Annotated in this window: 20 protein-coding genes; 1 reads left to right on the top strand and 19 read right to left on the bottom strand. The window is 54.4% G+C overall.

Features of this window, described 5'->3' with window-relative positions; translation table 11 throughout:
• Window positions 1-200: 200 nt before the first annotated feature.
• The 12 genes from CZ787_RS16635 to rpsT all read right to left on the bottom strand — a co-directional run bounded on the left by CZ787_RS16635 (window position 201) and on the right by rpsT (window position 11,282).
• Window positions 201-1,223 (bottom strand): tryptophan--tRNA ligase, encoded by a 1,023-nt coding sequence (locus tag CZ787_RS16635; protein WP_087111248.1) that lies wholly within the window; start codon window positions 1,221-1,223, stop codon window positions 201-203.
• A gap of 64 nt (window positions 1,224-1,287) precedes the next feature.
• A complete protein-coding gene (locus CZ787_RS16630; RefSeq protein WP_087111246.1) occupies window positions 1,288-1,797 on the bottom strand; it encodes a hypothetical protein in 510 nt (169 codons plus the stop codon).
• Entirely contained in the window at window positions 1,794-2,270 is a 477-nt protein-coding gene (locus tag CZ787_RS16625; protein WP_176372241.1) for a PilW family protein, read from the bottom strand. Before CZ787_RS16625 ends, CZ787_RS16630 begins: the two co-directional genes overlap by 4 nt.
• Window positions 2,260-2,703, bottom strand: a complete 444-nt coding sequence (locus CZ787_RS16620; protein WP_087111242.1) for a type IV pilus modification PilV family protein — start codon at window positions 2,701-2,703, stop codon at window positions 2,260-2,262. Before CZ787_RS16620 ends, CZ787_RS16625 begins: the two co-directional genes overlap by 11 nt.
• Complete coding sequence (locus tag CZ787_RS16615) at window positions 2,704-3,108, bottom strand: type IV pilin protein (RefSeq protein ID WP_254908637.1); 405 nt, start codon at window positions 3,106-3,108, stop codon at window positions 2,704-2,706.
• 37 nt (window positions 3,109-3,145) lie between these two features.
• Window positions 3,146-4,123, bottom strand: a complete 978-nt coding sequence (gene ispH, locus CZ787_RS16610; RefSeq protein WP_087111239.1) for a 4-hydroxy-3-methylbut-2-enyl diphosphate reductase — start codon at window positions 4,121-4,123, stop codon at window positions 3,146-3,148.
• Window positions 4,124-4,196: 73 nt separating this feature from the next.
• Window positions 4,197-4,643: an FKBP-type peptidyl-prolyl cis-trans isomerase gene (gene fkpB / locus CZ787_RS16605; protein ID WP_087111237.1), complete on the bottom strand. Its 447-nt coding sequence runs from the start codon at window positions 4,641-4,643 to the stop codon at window positions 4,197-4,199.
• 82 nt (window positions 4,644-4,725) lie between these two features.
• Window positions 4,726-5,256 carry a signal peptidase II gene (lspA, locus tag CZ787_RS16600; protein ID WP_087111235.1) on the bottom strand — a complete coding sequence of 177 codons (531 nt, stop codon included), beginning with the start codon at window positions 5,254-5,256 and terminating at the stop codon, window positions 4,726-4,728.
• The gene (ileS, locus tag CZ787_RS16595; protein ID WP_176372240.1) at window positions 5,249-8,080 is read right to left on the bottom strand and encodes an isoleucine--tRNA ligase; all 2,832 of its coding nucleotides are present in this window, start codon (window positions 8,078-8,080) and stop codon (window positions 5,249-5,251) included. Before ileS ends, lspA begins: the two co-directional genes overlap by 8 nt.
• 7 nt (window positions 8,081-8,087) lie before the next feature.
• Window positions 8,088-9,155, bottom strand: coding sequence for a bifunctional riboflavin kinase/FAD synthetase (gene ribF / locus CZ787_RS16590; RefSeq protein WP_087111233.1), 1,068 nt, complete (start codon window positions 9,153-9,155; stop codon window positions 8,088-8,090).
• 160 nt (window positions 9,156-9,315) lie between these two features.
• Complete coding sequence (gene murJ / locus CZ787_RS16585) at window positions 9,316-10,905, bottom strand: murein biosynthesis integral membrane protein MurJ (protein ID WP_087111231.1); 1,590 nt, start codon at window positions 10,903-10,905, stop codon at window positions 9,316-9,318.
• A gap of 110 nt (window positions 10,906-11,015) precedes the next feature.
• Entirely contained in the window at window positions 11,016-11,282 is a 267-nt protein-coding gene (rpsT, locus tag CZ787_RS16580; RefSeq protein ID WP_009097974.1) for a 30S ribosomal protein S20, read from the bottom strand.
• 542 nt (window positions 11,283-11,824) lie between these two features.
• On the opposite strand from rpsT, the gene cls reads away from it, so the two are divergent.
• Entirely contained in the window at window positions 11,825-13,261 is a 1,437-nt protein-coding gene (gene cls / locus CZ787_RS16575) for a cardiolipin synthase (protein WP_087111229.1), read from the top strand.
• A gap of 113 nt (window positions 13,262-13,374) precedes the next feature.
• Here the strand turns inward: cls and CZ787_RS16570 are convergent, their stop codons facing one another.
• The 7 genes from CZ787_RS16570 to CZ787_RS18905 all read right to left on the bottom strand — a co-directional run bounded on the left by CZ787_RS16570 (window position 13,375) and on the right by CZ787_RS18905 (window position 18,775).
• On the bottom strand, window positions 13,375-14,298 hold the full coding sequence (locus CZ787_RS16570; protein WP_087111227.1) for a nucleotidyl transferase AbiEii/AbiGii toxin family protein: 924 nt from the start codon (window positions 14,296-14,298) through the stop codon (window positions 13,375-13,377).
• Window positions 14,288-14,824 carry a type IV toxin-antitoxin system AbiEi family antitoxin gene (abiEi, locus tag CZ787_RS16565; RefSeq protein ID WP_087111225.1) on the bottom strand — a complete coding sequence of 179 codons (537 nt, stop codon included), beginning with the start codon at window positions 14,822-14,824 and terminating at the stop codon, window positions 14,288-14,290. Before abiEi ends, CZ787_RS16570 begins: the two co-directional genes overlap by 11 nt.
• 169 nt (window positions 14,825-14,993) lie before the next feature.
• Entirely contained in the window at window positions 14,994-15,749 is a 756-nt protein-coding gene (locus tag CZ787_RS16560; protein WP_087111223.1) for an amino acid ABC transporter ATP-binding protein, read from the bottom strand.
• Complete coding sequence (locus CZ787_RS16555; protein ID WP_087111221.1) at window positions 15,746-16,414, bottom strand: amino acid ABC transporter permease; 669 nt, start codon at window positions 16,412-16,414, stop codon at window positions 15,746-15,748. The genes CZ787_RS16560 and CZ787_RS16555 overlap by 4 nt, the downstream gene beginning before the upstream one ends.
• Window positions 16,415-16,494: 80 nt before the next feature.
• Window positions 16,495-17,271 carry an amino acid ABC transporter substrate-binding protein gene (locus CZ787_RS16550; protein WP_087111219.1) on the bottom strand — a complete coding sequence of 259 codons (777 nt, stop codon included), beginning with the start codon at window positions 17,269-17,271 and terminating at the stop codon, window positions 16,495-16,497.
• Between the two features lie 247 nt (window positions 17,272-17,518).
• Window positions 17,519-18,208, bottom strand: coding sequence for a hypothetical protein (locus tag CZ787_RS16545; RefSeq protein ID WP_087111217.1), 690 nt, complete (start codon window positions 18,206-18,208; stop codon window positions 17,519-17,521).
• A 405-nt stretch (window positions 18,209-18,613) separates the two neighbouring features.
• Window positions 18,614-18,775 (bottom strand): hypothetical protein, encoded by a 162-nt coding sequence (locus CZ787_RS18905; RefSeq protein WP_176372239.1) that lies wholly within the window; start codon window positions 18,773-18,775, stop codon window positions 18,614-18,616.
• Window positions 18,776-18,789: the final 14 nt, after the last annotated feature.

Raw genomic sequence — 18,789 nt, 5'->3', positions numbered from 1 at the left:
TGTTTCACTAAACCAATGGCTGGCACTGACACCCGCCAGCATTGTTCAAGGCCACTTGGACGTCGATGACACACTGATGAAGTCACTGCGCCGCGAGCGTTGCCCGGTAGTGAAGTAATACAGTTGGGCAGTCATTGAAAACCGCTAGCCAGCCTCGTTGAGGCTGGCTTTTTCTCACTATAAAGTGCGTCAATCATCCATCAGACAAAACGCCCAAGGCCGACCGCTGAGCGCAGTTTATCCATGGTTATCGCAGCCTCCTCCCGAGCGCGCTGAGCGCCTTTTTGCAGCACCGCTTCAATATGAGCTGGGTCATCCATTAGCGCATTGTAGCGCTCCCGGGGTTCGCTCAGGTGCGCATTGATATACTCAAATACCTGGTTTTTAGCATCGCCCCAGCCAATACCGGCGGCGTACTGTTCACGCAGAGCAGACGTTTCGCTTTCGGTCGCAAAGGCCGAGTATATCTGGAACAGAGTGCAGGTATCCGGGTCTTTCGGCTCGCCGGGCTCAAGCGAGTTGGTCTTGATTTTACGCACCAGCTTTTGAAGCTTTTTCTCGGGTGAGAACAGCGGAATCGTATTGTTATAGCTTTTGGACATTTTGCGCCCGTCCAGCCCTTTCAACACTTCCACCTTCTCATTCACCACCGCTTCGGGCAGCGTAAAGTACTGCCCTTTATAGAGGTGGTTGAACCGCCCGGCCATATCACGTGCCATTTCGATATGCTGAATCTGGTCGCGCCCTACCGGCACCTTTTTGGCGTTGAACATCAGGATATCGGCAGCCATCAGTACCGGGTAGCCAAAAAGCCCCATGGTGATGCCTTTGTCCGCATCCTGGTCGCCTGCTTCTTCGTTCTCAGCCACGGCGGCTTTGTAGGCGTGGGCGCGGTTCATCAGGCCTTTGGCACACACGCAAGAAAGCATCCACGAGAGCTCTTGAACTTCAATCAAATCAGACTGACGGTAAAAAATGGCGTTGTCAGTATCCAGCCCAAGCGCCAGCCATGTTGCGGCAATTTCCAGGCGTGACGCTTGCACGCGCGCAGGGTCCTGGCACTTGATCAGGGCGTGGTAATCCGCCAAAAAATAGAACGACTGCACATTGGGGTCCTGGCTTGCTTCAATCGCCGGTTTAATGGCCCCAATATAGTTGCCTAAGTGCGGTGTACCGGAGGTTGTAATACCGGTTAAGACGCGGGTTTTAGCAGTTTGACTCATTGTGTTTAGGCTCTTGGGCAAATAGTCCTATCATAACGCGCAGATTTACGCGTGGCGAATGCCATCAGCGCAATCCTGCCAGCCGCCACGTTGCTTCTTCAGGGCTTTGCCTCACAAAAACAACGTGCGTACCGGCAGGCGTAGCACCGCTTCTGGCCGTGATGGCAACGCGCTGATCCGCCAGCCGTTCAATATCAATGATGAGATCATCAAGTAATCGCCTTTGGCCCTCGGCTTGCGCTATTGGCAATGCCTCAAGCAGTGCGTTGAGCGCCTGGCGTGGCAGCAACGCCTGACTATCATCGCTCTGCAACTGTCGCTTATCGCCGATATCGAAGCCTGGTGGGTACGTTAGTAAACGATTCAAGAAGGCATCCCGCGATGCTGCATACTGGCGGTCCGACAAGACAGCCAGCAGACTCTCGTCCAGCATTTGGGCCTGAACGGCAACCCGAAAATTACCCGCCAAGTGCTCATCAACTAACGCCGTCCGCATACTCGCCACGCCCAGCAGCAGCGCGGCAGAAAGAAGTGCCATGACGATCACCAGCGCAGCCCCCTGCTGATGCTTCATGGACTGCCCTCCGTGGCGGGAAGAGGTGTACGACGCGTAATAACGTGATCACGCTGCATCACATGCCATACAAACGGTGTTTGGCGCTCGCCCGCAAATTGGAGCGTTATCCGATAAAGCCCTGCTATACCACCGGCGTCTTTCTCAAACAGGCTAAGCGCGTCGCATGCGTGATTGCCTTTATAAAGCCCTTCTATCAAGGGCTGGCTGTTATGGCGTAATGCACAGGTGGTCGCATCGACCAGCGAGTCATTGATCTCATATTGACCTGCCTCGCCTTTACGAATATCCCGGGTGAGCGATTGAACGGCAAAAACAAGCGCTTCCTGCTCGCGACTGATGGCCTCGACGCGCTGAAAGGTCGTCACGGTGGTTAACAAAAGCTGGCCTGCGCCCAAAATAATAATGGCGCCGATCACCATCGCGACCATCATTTCAACCAGCGTAAATCCTCCTTGGCGCTTATTGAGCATTAGGCGCCTCGCCAGCATAGCGCGCTTCAATAAAGGGCAAGGTAAACACGTAGTCAAAATGGTCAGCCGCTTGATTGGAAGACCGTGCACGCATCGTAATGGAGACGGTCAATTGGCAACCTCCGGATACAAAAGCGCTATCAACCGTGCCCGTTGCACCGTTAAGCGGTGCTTGTGAAGGCGTAAACCACTCGGCCTGCCAGTCACTCTCCAGCTCCGCCGTGAGGTGTCGGCAGTTTTGTTTCGCCGCCAGCTGCGCCCAGGCACGCTCCTGTGCATCCAGAGCTGCCACACTTGCCACGGAGTATTGGTAGCCCGAAGCGGCACTTTGCAGCGACGTTAGCTGAATGGCGGCGATGCCGATCAGCCCAAACGCCAGCAAGGCCAAGGCAATTAACACCTCCACCAGGGTAACCCCCTCTTGGCGCCGCACTTACCAGCACGTCTCGGGCAGGCGTTCACCTTGACTACTGAGCGTTATGGCCTGGCCACAGCCATCTTTTCGCTCAGTCGATGCGCTTAGCACATAGCGACCGTTCTGACGTTCAGAATAGGCAAGGCGATAATGCCCGCTTGGTGACAGGCGGGACATCTCACACTCCTGGTAGGTGTAGGTTCGGGCGTGACAGCGCTCTAGTTCAGCCGCCGCCTGCCTTAACCCCGCATGCGCATCCGTGCGCAGGGATGTTTGAAGGTAGCGGGTGTAGGCAGGGTAAGCCATGCCAGCGATAAGGCCGAGAATGCCCATCACCACCACAAGCTCAAGAAGCGTAAAACCGCGCTGACGCTCTATCGAGTCGCCAGCGCGAAAAGGATAAGGATAAAGCGAAAACCTCACGTGATGCTCCTGCGTCAGCCACCGCATACGCAGTGCATCAACTGCTGACGATGACCTGCTCACGCAGCTCTTTGGGCATGGAGAACGTAATGCTCTCCTCCCGGCCTTTTAGCTCTTCCGGCATGGAGGCACCCAATGACTGAAGCTTGCCAATTACGCCTTTCACCAGCACTTCCGGGGCGCTGGCACCCGCCGTTACGCCGATGCGGCCGACGTTTTCAAGCCACGTTGGCTCAATCTGGTCAGCATTATCTATCAGGTACGCCGGTGTTCCCATACGCTCGGAAAGCTCGCGCAGTCGGTTAGAGTTGGAGCTATTGGGGCTGCCCACTACAAGCACTAGATCACTGTCCGCGGCCAGTTCACGCACCGCGTCCTGGCGGTTTTGCGTGGCGTAGCAAATATCATCTTTACGCGGCCCACTGATCTCGGGAAACCTCTCGCGCAGCGCGTCAATCACTTTGGCCGTGTCATCCATCGACAGCGTCGTTTGGGTCACAAAGGCAAGGCTGGAAGGGTCATTGACCTCCAGGTTGGCAACGTCCTGCTCATCTTCCACTAGATAGATGCGGCCGCCATGCGCAGTGTCATAGCGCCCCATGGTGCCTTCTACTTCGGGGTGGCCTGCGTGCCCAATCAGCACGCACTCGTGCCCTCGTTTGGCGTAGCGCAAGACTTCCAAATGCACCTTGGTGACCAGCGGGCAAGTGGCATCAAACACTTTCAGCCCACGCCGGTCAGCATCGGACTGTACGGCTTGAGACACGCCATGCGCAGAGAAAATAACGATCACGTCATCCGGCACTTCATCGAGCTCTTCCACGAAGACAGCCCCACGCTCACGCAGCGTTTCCACCACAAAGCGGTTGTGGACAACTTCATGGCGCACATAGATAGGCGGCCCGAACACATCCAGTGCACGGTTGACGATGTCTATAGCGCGATCCACGCCGGCACAAAAACCACGCGGATTGGCCAATTTGATCTGTATGGGCTGTGCTTGCGTCGATTGCATAGTAGCGCCTTGATGCGTTACCGCACCGTTTAGTGAATAAGAACCCGGCTAATGCTAAAGCCAATGCTAAAGACTAGTGCGTTGTAACCGGTTTTACATCCAGTACGTCAACGTCAAAGGTTAACGTGCGCCCCGCCAGCGGGTGATTAAAATCCACCTCGACGCGGTCGCCTTCAATGGTTTTGACCACACCAGGCAATTCCGTTCCTGCTTTATCGGCAAACGACATCACCATACCAATTTCAGGTGCTTCATCGCCAAAATCAGCGCGCTTTAACGTCTGGATATTTTGCGGATTGTGCTGCCCAAAGGCATGCTCGGGAGAGACCTGAAAAGTACCTGTCTCGCCCGTTGTCATGCCTTTAATCGGGTGTTCAAAGCCGGGTGGCAAATTGCCGTCACCGTACTGAAAGGTAGCTGGAGCCTTCTCTTTGGTAGAGTCTACTACCGTGCCATCTTCAAGTTTCAGGGTGAAGTGCAGGGTCACTTCCATCCCCTCATCAATCAGGTAATCACTCATTACACTGCTCGCTATGTGATAAGGCCCTGGCAGAATGCCTCCAGGGCCTGTATTAGATGCTAACCGGGTTAGAGGTCGCGGGTTACATCGTTGGGTGGGCTTTTTTACGCCGCCGGTCACCCATCACTGACTCCCAAATCAACCCAATGGCCCCCAAGGTAATCCCGATGTCTGCCACGTTAAAGGCAGGATAGTACCAACCAGCCACATGAAACGATAAAAAGTCGACCACGTAGCCATGCACCAGGCGGTCATAGAGATTCCCAAGCGCCCCACCGATAATCAGCGGAAGCGAAATGGCCAGCAGCTTTTCATCGGCTCTAACACGGGAAAGCCAGATGGTTAAGCCCACGCTTGCGCCAATCGCGATGACCGCAAAAAACCAGCGCTGCCAGCCAGGGTGGGAAGCCAAAAAGCTAAAGGCCGCCCCCGTGTTATGCATTAAGGTGAAGTTAAAAAACGGCAGCACTTCTACCGGCTGCAGATACCCCAACTGGCTGCTGGCAATCGCCTTGGTGGCTAAATCCAGCACAATCACGGCAACGGCCAACCACAGCCAGCGCAGCGGCTGGCGCATGGGCGGCCGCGCGTTGGACGAGACCGACTCAGGCATAGTGACGCACCTCACCCGGGCCATCCGGCAGGTTAAGAATCGAGCGCTTGCACAGCGTGGGATGCTCAGGATGCGTGCCTACGTCAGGGCGGCGCTCCCAGCTGCGTTCGCATTTCTCAAACGCACTGGCGACAACCGCTACTTTGAGCCCTTCTAGCTCGCTGTAGGCAGATGCCTCGGCATCCGCCAGCGGCTTGAGGGTCGCTTCCGAGGTAATCAGTACAAAGCGCAACTCGTCGCCCAGTTGTGACAGCAACACATTGAGTTCGTCGCTGACGTAAAGGGTGACTTCGCTGTCCAGCGAGCCTTTGATGGCCCCTTCGCTACGCGCTTCTTCCAAGCGCTTATTCACCGCCTGCTTGACCTCTAGCACTGCTTCCCAGTATTCACGCCCCATCTCGGCGTCAGCATCAAGGGGCTTCAGGTCGGTATAGTAGGTTTCCAGCAGCACGCTGTCGCCACGCTTACCCGGGATATGCTCGTAAATCTCCTCAGCGGTGAAGGAGAGAATCGGTGCGACCCAACGCGAAAGCGCCTCGATAACATGATAGAGCGCGCTCTGACAGCTACGGCGCGCCAGTGAATCAGCCTGAGTGGTGTACTGGCGATCCTTGATGATATCCAGATAGAAACCACCCAGGTCGCGCGCACAGAAGGTATGCACCTGCTGATACACGTCCAGGAACCGGTACTCTTCATACGCTTTCTGAATGCGCTCCTGTAGCTGCAATGCGCGGTCAACGACCCAGCGATCCAGGGCAATCATATCCTCAAAAGCCACCATATCGCGCGCCGGGTCAAAGCCGGTCAGGTTGGCCAAAAGAAAGCGCGAGGTGTTGCGAATACGCCGATACACGTCCGCTGTACGCTTGAGGATCTCATCCGACACGGCCATTTCATTGGAGTAATCCGTCGAGGCCACCCAGAGGCGTAGAATGTCGGCACCCAGCTTGTCCATTACCGACTGCGGTGCGACGACGTTACCCAACGACTTGGACTGCTTGCGGCCTTGCGAATCGACGGTAAAACCGTGGGTTAGCAGTTGCCGATAGGGCGCATGGCCGTCAATGGCCGAGCCCGTCAGCAGCGACGAGTGGAACCAGCCGCGGTGCTGATCAGAGCCTTCAAGATATAAATCAGCCCGAGGGCCACTCTCATGGCCATGAGGGTGAGAGCCGCGCAACACATGACGGTGCGTGGTGCCGGAGTCAAACCAGACATCCAGCGTGTCAGTAATCTTGTCGTATTCGGCCGCTTCCGCGCCCAGTAGCTCAGCAGCGTCAAGGCTAAACCAGGCATCAATGCCTTGCTCCTGCACGCGTTTAGCGACTTCTTCCATCAGCTCAATGGTGCGCGGATGCAGCTCGCCGGTTTGCTTATGCAGAAAGAACGGAATCGGCACGCCCCAGTTACGCTGACGCGAGATGCACCAGTCCGGGCGGTTAGCGATCATGCTGTGCAGACGCGCCTGGCCCCAGGCGGGAGTGAACTGGGTCGCCTCGATGCCTTCCAGCGCGCGTTCACGCAGGGTTTTACCATCTTTACCCTGAATATCCATGCCCACAAACCACTGGGCTGTCGCGCGGTAGATAACCGGCGTTTTATGGCGCCAGCAGTGCATGTAGCTGTGCACGATGGGCTTATGCGCCATCAGCGCACCCACTTCTTCAAGCTTGGCGACGATGTTCGGGTTAGCTTTCCAGATCATCTGGTCGCCGAAGAAAGGCAAATCATCAACGTACACGCCGTTGCCCTGTACCGGGTTCAGCATGTCGTCAAAGCTCATGTCGTGGGCGCGGCAGGTATTAAAGTCATCCAAGCCGTAAGAAGGCGCGGAGTGAACGATACCGGTACTGCCCACTTCCGACTCGACGTAATCGGCCAGATAAACCGGTGATAGGCGATCGTAGAAGGGGTGACGGAAGTTGATCAGGTCTAGCTTTTCACCGCGAGTGGTAGCGATGACCTCGCCTTGTAAACCAAAGCGTTCAAGGCAGCTTTCGACCAGCTCTTCAGCCAGCAACAACAGCCGCTCGCCGGTATCGACCAGCGCGTAGGTAAATTCGGGGTGAACGTTGAGCGCCTGGTTGGCGGGGATGGTCCACGGCGTGGTGGTCCAGATCACCACCGCAGCCGGTTTGGGCAGCGCGGTTAAGCCAAACGCAGCGGCCAGCTTATCGGCATCTTCCACCGGGAAGGCGACATCAATCGCATCGGACTTCTTGTCTTGATACTCGACTTCCGCCTCAGCCAGCGCCGAGCCACAGTCAAAGCACCAGTTAACCGGCTTCAGGCCTTTGAAGACGTAGCCCGCTTCGACCATGTCGGCCAGAGCGCGAATCTCGCCGGCTTCATTGGCGTAGTCCATGGTGCGGTAGGGATGATTCCAATCACCAATAATCCCCAAGCGCACAAAATCAGCCAGCTGTGTTTCAACCTGAGCACCCGCGTACTCACGGCATAGCTCTCGCGCTTTTGCAGGCGCCAGGTGCTTACCGTGCGTGGTTTCTACCTTGTGCTCAATGGGCAGACCATGGCAGTCCCAGCCCGGCACGTAAGGCGCATCAAAGCCCGCCAGGTTTTTCGATTTAACGATAATATCTTTTAAAATTTTATTAACGGCGTGACCAATATGGATACTGCCGTTGGCGTAGGGAGGGCCATCGTGCAGTACAAACAGCGGTGCGCCAGCACGCGCTTCGCGCAAGCGCTGGTACAGGTTCATATCTTGCCAGCGTGAAACGCGTCCCGGCTCCTGCTTAGGCAACATGCCACGCATAGGAAAGTCGGTTTCAGGCAAGTTTAGCGTGTGCTTATAGTCCATGGTTCGGTCAGCCGTTGTTAGCATCGGCAGCGTCATCCGCCGAAGAAGGATCAGAAGAAATTGTCTTGGAAGCCTGTGTCTTGGAGACTATAGCCTCACGCCCAAGTGGGGCCGAGGCTAGCGGTAGCGCGTTATTACCGTCAGTGTCTGCCGTCGCAAAGTAGCGATGCGCTTGGCCCTGATCGTGCTCAATTTGCGCTTTTAGTGCATCAAAATTGTCGAATTTCACTTCCCCACGAAGCCGCGCACAGGGAAATACCGTCATGCGCTTGTCGTAGAGGTCACCGTCAAAATCAAACAGGTTAACTTCCAGCGTGGGCCGCTTGGAGCCAACCGTCGGCCGAAAGCCGACGTTAGCAATTCCGTGGTAGCGTTGGCCGTTTTCAAGCGTCACCCCAACGGCATAGACACCGCGCAGCGTTAAGGGCTGAGGCAACAGGGGCAGGTTCGCCGTGGGCACACCAATGGTGCGGCCAAGCTGCTGGTCACGCACCACACGCCCATCAAGCGAATACGCCCGCCCTAACAGATTGGCCGCTGCGGCAAAGTTACCGCTGGCAAGCAAGGTACGCACCCGTGAGCTTGAAACCCGCTCGTTCTCAACCGTAAAGGTGCGGGTATGCTCAACCCCAAAGCCCTGCTCTTCGCCCACCGCTGCCAGCAGCGTAAAGTCGCCCTGGCGGTCACAGCCAAAACGGAAGTCATCGCCAACGACCAGATGTTTAACATCCAGCCCTTCGATCAGCACCTGATCAATAAACTCGCGCCCGGTCAGGCTTCTAAGGGCATTATTAAACGGCAGGCACAGCACCTGTTCAGCGCCGTACTGACCCAACAGGCGCACCTTTTCACGCAAGCGCGTTAGCCGTGGTGGTGCCTGGTCACCCGCAAAATACTCACGCGGCTGGGGCTCAAACACGACCACGGTTAGCGGCACGTTTAGGCGTGCAGCGTGCTCGCGGCACTGCTGCAAAATTGCCTGATGGCCACGATGCACACCGTCAAAATTTCCAATGGTAGCGACGCAGCCACGCTGTGCCGCTACCAGATTGTGCAGTCCTCGAATGACGCGCATGGCACCTCAGCCGTTAATAATTTGCCGCTCCCAAGCCGTGTTGGGTTTGGGCGAAGCTTAAAAAGCTCTGATTATAGCGAACCTACCGTGATATATGTCTAACTCTCTGCCGATTCAACGTGGCTTTTAAGCGTTCGGCCACGCATTGCCGCTGTACAGCTTAGCTCTGCATTTTAAAATGCCGTGGCCGCAGGCCCAGCGCGACAAGCCAGGCAACATAAATTCCGCCACCCAAACCTACCAGCCCGGCCACCCAGGCAACACGCTGCCACAGGCTAAACGCAAGCCAAGCGTGCCACTCTGGCGACACCATATAAAGCGCGACACACATCAAACCGCTACCGCCCAGTAGTTGCACCGCGTACCGGCCCCAGCCCGGCTGAAAAACCAGCACGCCCTGCCTATACAGCAACACCCCCAGCATACCCGCATTCAAAAATGCCGACAGCGCCGTGGCGAGCGCCAACCCGGCATGGGCAAGCGGCCAAATCAACATCAGGTTGAACACCATATTAGCGACCATGGCGATAATACCCACCTTCACCGGCGTTTTGGTGTCCTGGCGGGCAAAAAAACCAGGCGCCAATACCTTAATCAGCATAAAGGCGACCAGGCCAAAGGCATAGGCACGCAGGCTCATCGCGGCCATCTGAATATCGTGGTCGGTCATTGCGCCATAGTGAAATAGCGTGATCAATAGCGGCTCGGCCAATACCGCCAGCGCCAGTGCGGCGGGCAGGCCCAACAGAAGTACTAACCGAATCGCCCAGTCGAGCATGGCGGCAAAATGTGCCTTTGACTGTTCAGCGTGGCGCTTGGAAAGCGCGGGCAATATCACCGTTGCTATCGCCACGCCAAAGACGCCGAGCGGCAGCTCTACCAAGCGGTCAGAGTAGTAAAGCCAGGAGACACTGCCCGCCACCAGCAGTGACGCTAACACCGTATCCAGCAGCAGGTTAATTTGCGAGACCGAGACCCCAAACAACGCCGGGCCCATCAGCTTTAAAATGCGTTTAACGCCTTCATGAGCGAAGTTCGGCCAAGGCGTGGGCATCAAGCCCAAACGCATTAAAAACGGCACCTGGAAAATCAGCTGGGCAGCACCTGCAATCAGTACGCCCCACGCCAGCGCCATGGCGGGCTCATCCATTAACGGCATTAAAAAGAGCGCGGCGCCAATGAGTGACAGATTGAGCAACACCGGCGTAAAGGCGGGCACTGCAAAACGGTTCCAGGTATTTAGCACACTGCCAGAAAAAGCCGTGAGCGAGATCAGCAGCAAATACGGAAACGTTAGGCGCAGCATATCGGCAGTCAAGGCATGCTTGGCGGGGTCACTGCCAAAACCGGGCGCAAACACCCAGATAAGCCAAGGCGCGCACAGCATCGCAAGCGCGGTAATCAAGGCCAATAGCGCGGTTAAACTACCGGCTACGGCGTTGAGCAACTCGCGAATTTCCTGCTTACTGCGCTGGGTCGAGTACTCGGAAAGCACCGGCACAAAGGCCTGGTTAAAGGCACCTTCAGCAAACAGGCGACGTAAAAAATTAGGAATTTTAAAAGCGACAAAAAAGGCATCCGCGCCATTCCCGGCGCCCAAAAGCGTCGCCACCACTACATCACGGATCAGGCCCATCACGCGGGAAAGCATGGTCATGGAACTAACCACTAGCCCCGAGCGCATTAGCCCACGGCGTAACGGTGCGTCAGGCGCGGCGGAAGTTTCATTCGGCGGCGTGTTTGAGGTCATTTTTGGATCCATAGGCGCGGATGGCCAATACCCATCATAGAGTCATTAGATAAAACCATCAGACACAAAAAAACCGGCCGTAGCCGGTTTTTTTTATGGCGCCTGCCGGCTTACGCCGCCAGTGCCTTAATACGCTTGTTCAAACGGCTTTTCAGGCGCGCTGCTTTCTTCTTGGACAGCACGTCTTTATCAGCAATACGGTCAACGACCGGCTGCATTACCTTGAACTCTTCCATCGCCTTGCCGTGGTCGCCGGTGTTGATCGCTTTGATCACACGCTTGATATAGGTGCGGACCATGCTGCGCTGGCTGGCTTTCAGGACGCGACGAGTCTCGGCCTGGCGGGCGCGCTTGCGTGCTTGCTTGCTGTTCGCCACAGGTATCTCCTTGGAGAATAAAGGTTGCCGCAAATTCGGCAACGGATTAACTATGTGTTCGCCACGCTCATGTTCACTCTAAAAGGTGCCCATAACGCGACTTTCCTTAACAACCAATTGATTTAACAAGCCTTTAAGCTCTGTCAAAAAAATCGAAGCTCTGTCAAATAGTGTGACCGGCAGTCAAATTGCCTGCCCGCCCACGGGTCTTGTCTGAGAGGATGGCGTAGTCTATCACGCACTATTCTTGCTTACCACACGTTGTCAATGTTTTATTGCATCAGCAGGCCAACCGAAGGGCTCACAAGACACTCTCAAAAGAAGCGACATGGACTTTGCCCAGCATCTTCTACATTATTACCATTAAATATAAAAAAATCGGTGTTTGCGGCGGCGTTCTTTGGCGGCCGATCCGCTAGCTTGTTTATCTCTGAGGCCTGCTTTAGCCGCACTGAACCCTCGTGGCGACTCATAGGGTGCCCCTATGGCGTTCAGGTATAGTCAGACTTTCGAACCACTTCACTATTAAAAACGGACTCACTATGTCGGATTTTTCTCTTTGGTTTGCCGTTCATATGCTGGCCTACGCCGCCTTGGTGATCCGCGTGCTGACGGTTGAGGGAAAAGAGCCCGCCTCCCGAGCCGCATGGATATTGATTCTCTCGTTTCTACCTGGTTTAGGCATCATTGCTTACCTGCTACTTGGCGAACCCTGGATATCGCACCGGTCACGACGCAAAGCAATTGGCACCGTCACACGGTTGGTAAAAGCCTATAACGTAGGGAAAACATCGGCTCTGGAGAATGTACCAGACCGTTTTCGGCCCGCCTTTCGCGCCTGTGAGCATCTGGCGCATAGCGGTGTCACGGATCACAACACCGCCACGCTAACCGCCGACTCCAATGCAGCGATCAACGCGATGGTGGAAGATTTCGATGCCGCCAAGGAGAGCATTCATATCTCCTTTTATATTTGGCTTACTGACAACAACGGGCTCAAGATTGCAGAAGCCGTTAAGCGCGCGGCTGAACGTGGCGTGACATGTCGAATCATTGTCGACGGCATTGGTTCGCGAGCGCTTACCCGTTCGGAGCACTGGGCCGCAATGAAAGCCGCCGGTGTTCAACTGTGCGTATCGCTTAAGGTCTCTTTTGGGCTTGACGCACTGCTTGGCAGCCGCGCGGATCTTAGAAACCATCGCAAGATCGTCGTTGTGGATAACCGACTAACCTACTGCGGAAGTCAGAACTGCGCCGACCCAGAGTTTCGTGTCAAGGCGAAGTATGCGCCCTGGGTGGATATCATGCTGCGTTTCGAGGGGCCAGTGGTGATGCAAAGCCAACTGCTGTTTGCGGCTAACTGGCTGATCGAATCCAACGAGCATCTCGATGTCCAGTGGCAAGCCAGCAGCACGGAAGCCGTGGCCAATGGAAGTGCGGCTATCGCCTTTGGCACAGGCCCCTTGTCACCTAAAGGCGCCATGTCGGATGTGTTTTCCAGCCTTCTGCACTGCGCCCAGCATGAAGTAGTCATTTCGAACCCCTACTTCGTTCCGGACGCCTCGCTGCTTTCGGCGCTGATTGGATGCGCCAGGCGCGGCGTTCAGACCACGCTCATCCTGCCCCAGCGCAACGACTCCTTCGTGGTGGGCGCCATCAGCAAAGCCTACTATGCACAGCTTGTTGCCGCTGGCGTGAAGATTTTTGAATTTCGTGGTGGCCTTTTACATGCAAAAACACTGGTGGTGGATGAAGCGGTGGCGCTAGTAGGCTCGGCGAACATGGACCGGCGTAGCCTAGAGCTTAATTTCGAGAATAATATTCTACTGCACTCACCCGACATAGCGAAAAGCATTAGAGAACGCCAAAACGCCTGGCTTTCCGATGCCAATGAAGTGGCACCCGACAAGGTCATTCATCGCTCGTTGTTACGCCGCATCGGCGATAACGTTGCCACCATTTTCAGCCCGGTGATGTAATCAATGCTCATCGGTTAGTGATCCGCTGCCCACGACGGGCAGCAGTGAACCGCTGAAAAGCGCCTACACCTGAGAAACCATGACGTTTAAAACAGTGCTACATCACGCAATCATTACATCCGGAAAGATGGCTCTGCTGATTGCTCAAGGCCTAAGGCTGTCTTAACGGTTATCAGTTGATCCGTTAAGGTAGCGGTCAGGTAAGTCTGAAATTTGTCTTGTCCGAGCGTACGTTCATAGACGTCCGCTGGAAGAAATCGCTTCATCTCATCATGGAAGCTTTTCCCGGCAATGATGCCCGGTATCCTGGCAAGCATCTTATCCAATCTAACCGGGTAATCGTCCAGCCGGTAGTCCACCATTTTTTGTTTTACCAGTTCACTGTCCACCTCGGCTCCTCGCTGTGCCAGCCAGGCTAGATCCCAGATATCACGGTTGCGAACGTACCTTTCGGTTGCTGGCAGTGAAAATAGCTTGTCTGCCATTATCTCATCACGTGTTTCCACCATGATGAGAAGGTCTTCATAGCCATCAGGCAGGAATTCATAGTTTCGGACCAGTGGCCGCGCTGTTTTGGTATGCGCAGGAATGTTAGCTACTTCCAGTTTGACTCTCTGTTTGGGTAAGTCTCGACGATCGGGAGAAGTAGTAATTCCAATTTGCCATTTGTCGATCTTCAACTCAGCGTACATTGGATCTTGTTTTAGGGACGCCGGTTCTTTAACCGTTATTTCCAGTCCATACCTTTTGGAAAGGTAGTCCTCAAGGCAAATTTTCATATCCGCCAGCTTTCGGGAAGTGAAGTCTACACCGCCAGCAAAATCCAAGTCTTCGCTGAAGCGACTGCCTCCATAGCACAACCTCAGCGATGTACCGCCCTGAAAAGTCAGGCCGTCGAGCATGCTTTCTTTATCCAGCGCATACAACAGGTCGTAATGCAGCAGCTCCTTTTCGATAACCGGCCGCATATGCCCTAACGCTGCATCTTGCATTACTTGATCTACCAGGGATTTGAAATCAACAGACTCAATCATCATGTGCATCCCCCTTATCAATCAGGTGGGTGTTGCGACCAACGCGCTTAAGATCCCGAAGTGCCGCCTGCTTAGTTGCAACCTTTAAAGGGCGCCCGCGATCCTTGATAACAGATAAAATATCCGATATCGGACGCTTTGTATGAGTGAACTCAATGACCCCATACGGTGTTCTATATTCGCCTTTACGGCCGGTGGTCATCACCGTTAGTCGGCCGACCGGGATTTGGGAGATCACGCCATACTCTGATAGAGCAGACTCAAGGCTGATGTAACTATATTCCCCCCTGCGTAGTGTCTTGGCAATCAGCTCCAGGGTATCCGGGCCTCTGTTCTTCGACAACGCATACAAATACACACCCTTGGATGGGCGCTCCAGAATGCCCGCGCTAACCAAGCGTTTCAGTGTGGCCTCTCGGCTACGGGGCGTATCATCATGAAGCACTTTCGACATGTCTCGTGCAGCAAAGACATAACGCTCGCGCTGGTCGAACTCAGCAAGACGTTTGATCGCTTCGCTTTGTTTCACCTCACCCCCTTGGGCTACAGAAACCACGTTAAAAAGCGCTATTTGTGTCCACCAAGAATACCATGGGTACGAAAAGCACACATTAATACGTGGTTAATGTCGACATAAAGCACAAGCGATGCCTCAACCCGCAAGCTGCCGACTAGCAGTTGCCAATAACAACATGCTGTTAAGGCAGCGGCTGGCCCGTTGGGGCAAGAATTTTGCGCAGAAAATGCTGCGTGCGCGGGTCCTTGGGGGCGGTGAACAGCTCCTCGGGCGGTGCTTGTTCAATAATTTGCCCTTCATCCATAAATATCACGCGATCCGCTACGTCACGGGCAAACTGCATCTCGTGGGTAACGATAATCATGGTTTGCTGCTCGGCGGCAAGCTGCTTCATCAGGCTCAGCACTTCCTCCACCCATTGCGGGTCCAACGATGACGTAGGCTCATCAAACAGAATGACATCGGCGTTCGCGGCCATGGCTCGGCCAATGCCGATACGCTGCTGCTGTCCGCCAGAAAGCGCCGCCGGGTAAGCATCGGCTTTATCTGAAAGCCCTATCCGCTCAAGGATTTCTCGGGCGCGGGCATGGGCCTTTTCCTTGGGAATTTTATCAACAACGATCATGCCCTCGCTGATATTCTCAAGCGCCGTTTTGTTGGCAAACAAACCATAGTTTTGAAAAACAAACGCGGTACGCCGACGCAGCTTTAAAATATCAGCACGGCTCGCCTGCTGCGCATCCACGCGTATATCGCCGACGGTAATACGCCCAGACTCAGGCCGCTCTAGAAAGTTAATGCAGCGTAATAGCGTTGACTTACCCGTGCCTGAGGGGCCAATGATGACAATAATCTCGCCCCGCTCAAGCGACAAATCAATGTCGGTGAATACATCTTGCTTACCAAAGCGCTTGGTAACGGCCTCAAGCGAGATCATCGTTGGTACGCCTTATTCAGGTAAATTTCCAGGCGACGCTGCCCCCAGGAGAGAATTTCTACTATTACCCAGTAAATCATCGCCGCGAGTAAAAAAGCCTCCAGATAGAGAAAGCTACTGGCGGCCTCTTTTTGTGTGGCTCCCATCAATTCTGTGACGCCCAACGTAAAGGCCAGCGACGTCGCCTTGATGATATCAATGAAGTAGTTCATCAATGTGGGCGTCGCCACGCGGGTCGCCTGGGGGAGAATAATACGTCGCATTAGCTGCGACTGCGTCATACCGATAGAGAGCGCCGCTTCTGTCTGGCTGCGGTCAATCCCCACAATGGCCGCCCGAATAGACTCAGCCATATAAGCGGAAAAGTGCAGCGTCAGGCCCATGACAGCGGCGGTTATGCCGTTAATCGACACCAACGCCTCCACCAGTTGGGGCAACCCGTAATAGAACAGAAAGAGCTGAACCAGCAGCGGTGTACCGCGGAAAAACGAGATAAACAGCAGCGAAAAGCCGTTCAACACCGGCACACGGGTCACGCGAATCACGGCCAGAAAACAGGCAAGCACCAGCGCCAGCAACATGGCGATGGTCGCCATTTCAAGCGTGAGCGGCACATAGCTTAGAAGGACCGGTAACAGCCCCCACATATAATCCAGGTTTAGCATGTCGGCATCGCTTATAAGCAAAACGGCCGTGGATTATCCACGGCCGCGTTCAATACAGGCTTCCGTTTACAGCGTAGCGGTTATTCCGGCTGCTGCGTGATATCGGTATCAAACCATTTTTCGGAAATTTCACGCAGCGTGCCGTTATCGCGAAGCTCAGTTAGCGCTTCATCCACACGGTCGCGCTGGGCATTGCCTGCCTCGTTGTCACGAAACGGCAGCGCATTCTCGATAACCGTGAAGGGTTGGCCTGCCAGTTCCAGCGGCAAACCGCGCTCCTTAATCACCTGAGTCGCACTAACGCGGTCCATAATAAAGGCATTGGTGCGCCCCAATGCTACGTCCTGCTCTACGTTGGATTCGTAGGTGCGGATATCAATTTCGTCGGCGTTCGGCAGCTCGCGCAACAACTGCTCGTAGTTGGAGCCCAGATTAACCGCAACCGATTTACCGGAAAGATCCTCAACACCGTTAATAGAATCATTACCCGCCCGGACAACGACCTGCGCACCGTCATACACATAGGGCGCCGTAAATACATACTTGGCTTCACGCTCCGGCGTAATCGTAATCTGGTTGGCAATAGTGTCGATACGCCCGGAATCCAGCATGCCCGCTAGCCCCGAAAAACTCGCCGTGACAAACTCGACATCATCACCGGTAATCTCCCCCACCGCGTTCATGACATCGACCTCAAAGCCCTTGAGTTCGTTACGCTCCACAAAGGTAAACGGGAAATAGCCGCCCGACATGCCCACTCGCAGAGTATCTGCTTGGGCCTGAACCGCAGCAAAACCACCTGCCACACTGAAGGTAAGCGCGGCGACTAACGTGTTTAAACGACGTGATCGAGTCATCAGAAGCATCCTCATCGGCAAAGATCGTTTGCCTTTTGCAGAGTATAGGCGTGGCAGGCGCAAAGACAGCGTAGCCGTTATACGCACATCATAAACACAAAAAAGAATATTAAAAATAGTTTTTATGCATTGAGGTTATTAGAGTTCGGCCAGCGAAACCGACCTACGCTATGTGTTTGATAGCGGGCGCTAACAGAAAGGTAGCTACAAATTACCACCACGCTTAATAGCGCAGCCATAACGGGCATTAACCGCCAGTAATATCCCTGAAGGTTTTACGCGAGGCTGGCTGGCGCTCTTCATCAAGCAAGGCCCCACCTAACGCGGCTAGTTCTTCACTCAATTCCACCATTTTGCCCAATTGTACCTTGTCAAAGCCACGTTTGCGCTTGGGCTTATTGAGGATAATGCTGACCCCGCCCAGCAGGTGGTCCTCTTGTTGGAACACCTCTTCTGTAGGCATCAAGCCAGGCGGATACGCATTGGCAATACGTAAGGGGTTTTGTGGGGTAACGCCCAATGCCACATAAATTTTCAACTCTGCATCGAAGTAAGCGTCCCATTTATCCAGGACTAATTGCACCTTCTGATTAAGCTCAATGCTCGGCTGTTGGAACATTACGTAAAATACATGCGTAGGTACCTCTTCAGGCTTGCCAATGGGCTCCTCCAGGAACTGCTCTTCTTGCTCAGGCAAGTCCATGGGCACACGTTCTTCTATAGGCTTTTGGCCAGACGGTGAGCGTGGGGGAATCGCAGAGGGAACCGCTGATGTTTTATCACGTTTACCCGCAACCGTTAGCCAAAAGCTATTCCGCTCTCCCAGCCCCAGCGCCTCCCTTTTACACACAAAGCAATAGCCTACGATCACCAACGTATTAAAGCTTAACCACCCAGCCCCAATGGCGCAGGTCAGCGCCAGCGTATGCGCATTCATTTCTAATATCCCACTTTTTTTTGTAAGAGGGTAAGTATCGACCAATAATAGGGAAAAGCAATTTTTGCGGGCTAGGCAATTAGTGGCATGATGGGGACAAGAGAAGGAGAGCAAGGCAAAACATCCGTTGCATGTGTGGAAAATTAACCGCTAGCTGCCATCTTTTAGCATCGCTAACGTGTGGTCGCACTGTTGTTTGATCGCTTTATTGAGGATATCGAGAAGGTGGGCATAATCATCGGGCATGGTTGTATCCAGCCCGTGGGTTTCGGCCTGGCGAATCGTGGCTTGGGTTTCACAGATGAGAGTTTCCAGCTCAAGTACAACGCGTTCATGTTAATCGGGGAGCATAACCACTCTCTTGGCTTGTACGCTGCAAGGCGCTTAATCCGCCTTCTGATGAACTTACACTCGCCGATAAAGCTGAGCAGCATTTTCAATCGCCACTGCCTCAAACGCGTCAAGCGTTAATAGCTGGTCACGACGTCTATCTTCTACCACGGCATTCAGCTCTTGCTGGTAGCGCTTTAACAAGTGCTCCAGGTTCATACGAAATAGTCTGCGCATTCGTTTTCACAAGC

It is taken from the genome of Halomonas citrativorans, assembly GCF_900163645.1.
GTDB classification, from domain to species: domain Bacteria; phylum Pseudomonadota; class Gammaproteobacteria; order Pseudomonadales; family Halomonadaceae; genus Vreelandella; species Vreelandella citrativorans.
The sequence above is the reverse complement of the archived record's forward strand: the minus strand, read 5'-3'. Positions and strand labels throughout refer to the sequence as shown.

Excerpts from the sequence above, each read along its gene's own strand:
- ribF (WP_087111233.1), bottom strand. The coding sequence starts at position 9,155 with ATGCGCGTCATTCGAGGACTGCACAATCTGGTAGCGGCACAGCGTGGC.
- lspA (WP_087111235.1), bottom strand. The coding sequence starts at position 5,256 with ATGCCTGAGTCGGTCTCGTCCAACGCGCGGCCGCCCATGCGCCAGCCG.
- CZ787_RS16570 (WP_087111227.1), bottom strand. The coding sequence starts at position 14,298 with ATGATGATTGAGTCTGTTGATTTCAAATCCCTGGTAGATCAAGTAATG.
- ispH (WP_087111239.1), bottom strand. The coding sequence starts at position 4,123 with ATGCAATCGACGCAAGCACAGCCCATACAGATCAAATTGGCCAATCCG.
- CZ787_RS16555 (WP_087111221.1), bottom strand. The coding sequence starts at position 16,414 with ATGCTAAACCTGGATTATATGTGGGGGCTGTTACCGGTCCTTCTAAGC.
- CZ787_RS16625 (WP_176372241.1), bottom strand. The coding sequence starts at position 2,270 with ATGCTCAATAAGCGCCAAGGAGGATTTACGCTGGTTGAAATGATGGTC.
- CZ787_RS16550 (WP_087111219.1), bottom strand. The coding sequence starts at position 17,271 with ATGACTCGATCACGTCGTTTAAACACGTTAGTCGCCGCGCTTACCTTC.
- CZ787_RS16635 (WP_087111248.1), bottom strand. The coding sequence starts at position 1,223 with ATGAGTCAAACTGCTAAAACCCGCGTCTTAACCGGTATTACAACCTCC.
- murJ (WP_087111231.1), bottom strand. The coding sequence starts at position 10,905 with ATGACCTCAAACACGCCGCCGAATGAAACTTCCGCCGCGCCTGACGCA.
- CZ787_RS16630 (WP_087111246.1), bottom strand. The coding sequence starts at position 1,797 with ATGAAGCATCAGCAGGGGGCTGCGCTGGTGATCGTCATGGCACTTCTT.
- cls (WP_087111229.1), top strand. The coding sequence starts at position 11,825 with ATGTCGGATTTTTCTCTTTGGTTTGCCGTTCATATGCTGGCCTACGCC.
- CZ787_RS16560 (WP_087111223.1), bottom strand. The coding sequence starts at position 15,749 with ATGATCTCGCTTGAGGCCGTTACCAAGCGCTTTGGTAAGCAAGATGTA.
- CZ787_RS16545 (WP_087111217.1), bottom strand. The coding sequence starts at position 18,208 with ATGAATGCGCATACGCTGGCGCTGACCTGCGCCATTGGGGCTGGGTGG.
- CZ787_RS18905 (WP_176372239.1), bottom strand. The coding sequence starts at position 18,775 with ATGCGCAGACTATTTCGTATGAACCTGGAGCACTTGTTAAAGCGCTAC.
- ileS (WP_176372240.1), bottom strand. The coding sequence starts at position 8,080 with ATGGACTATAAGCACACGCTAAACTTGCCTGAAACCGACTTTCCTATG.
- fkpB (WP_087111237.1), bottom strand. The coding sequence starts at position 4,643 with ATGAGTGATTACCTGATTGATGAGGGGATGGAAGTGACCCTGCACTTC.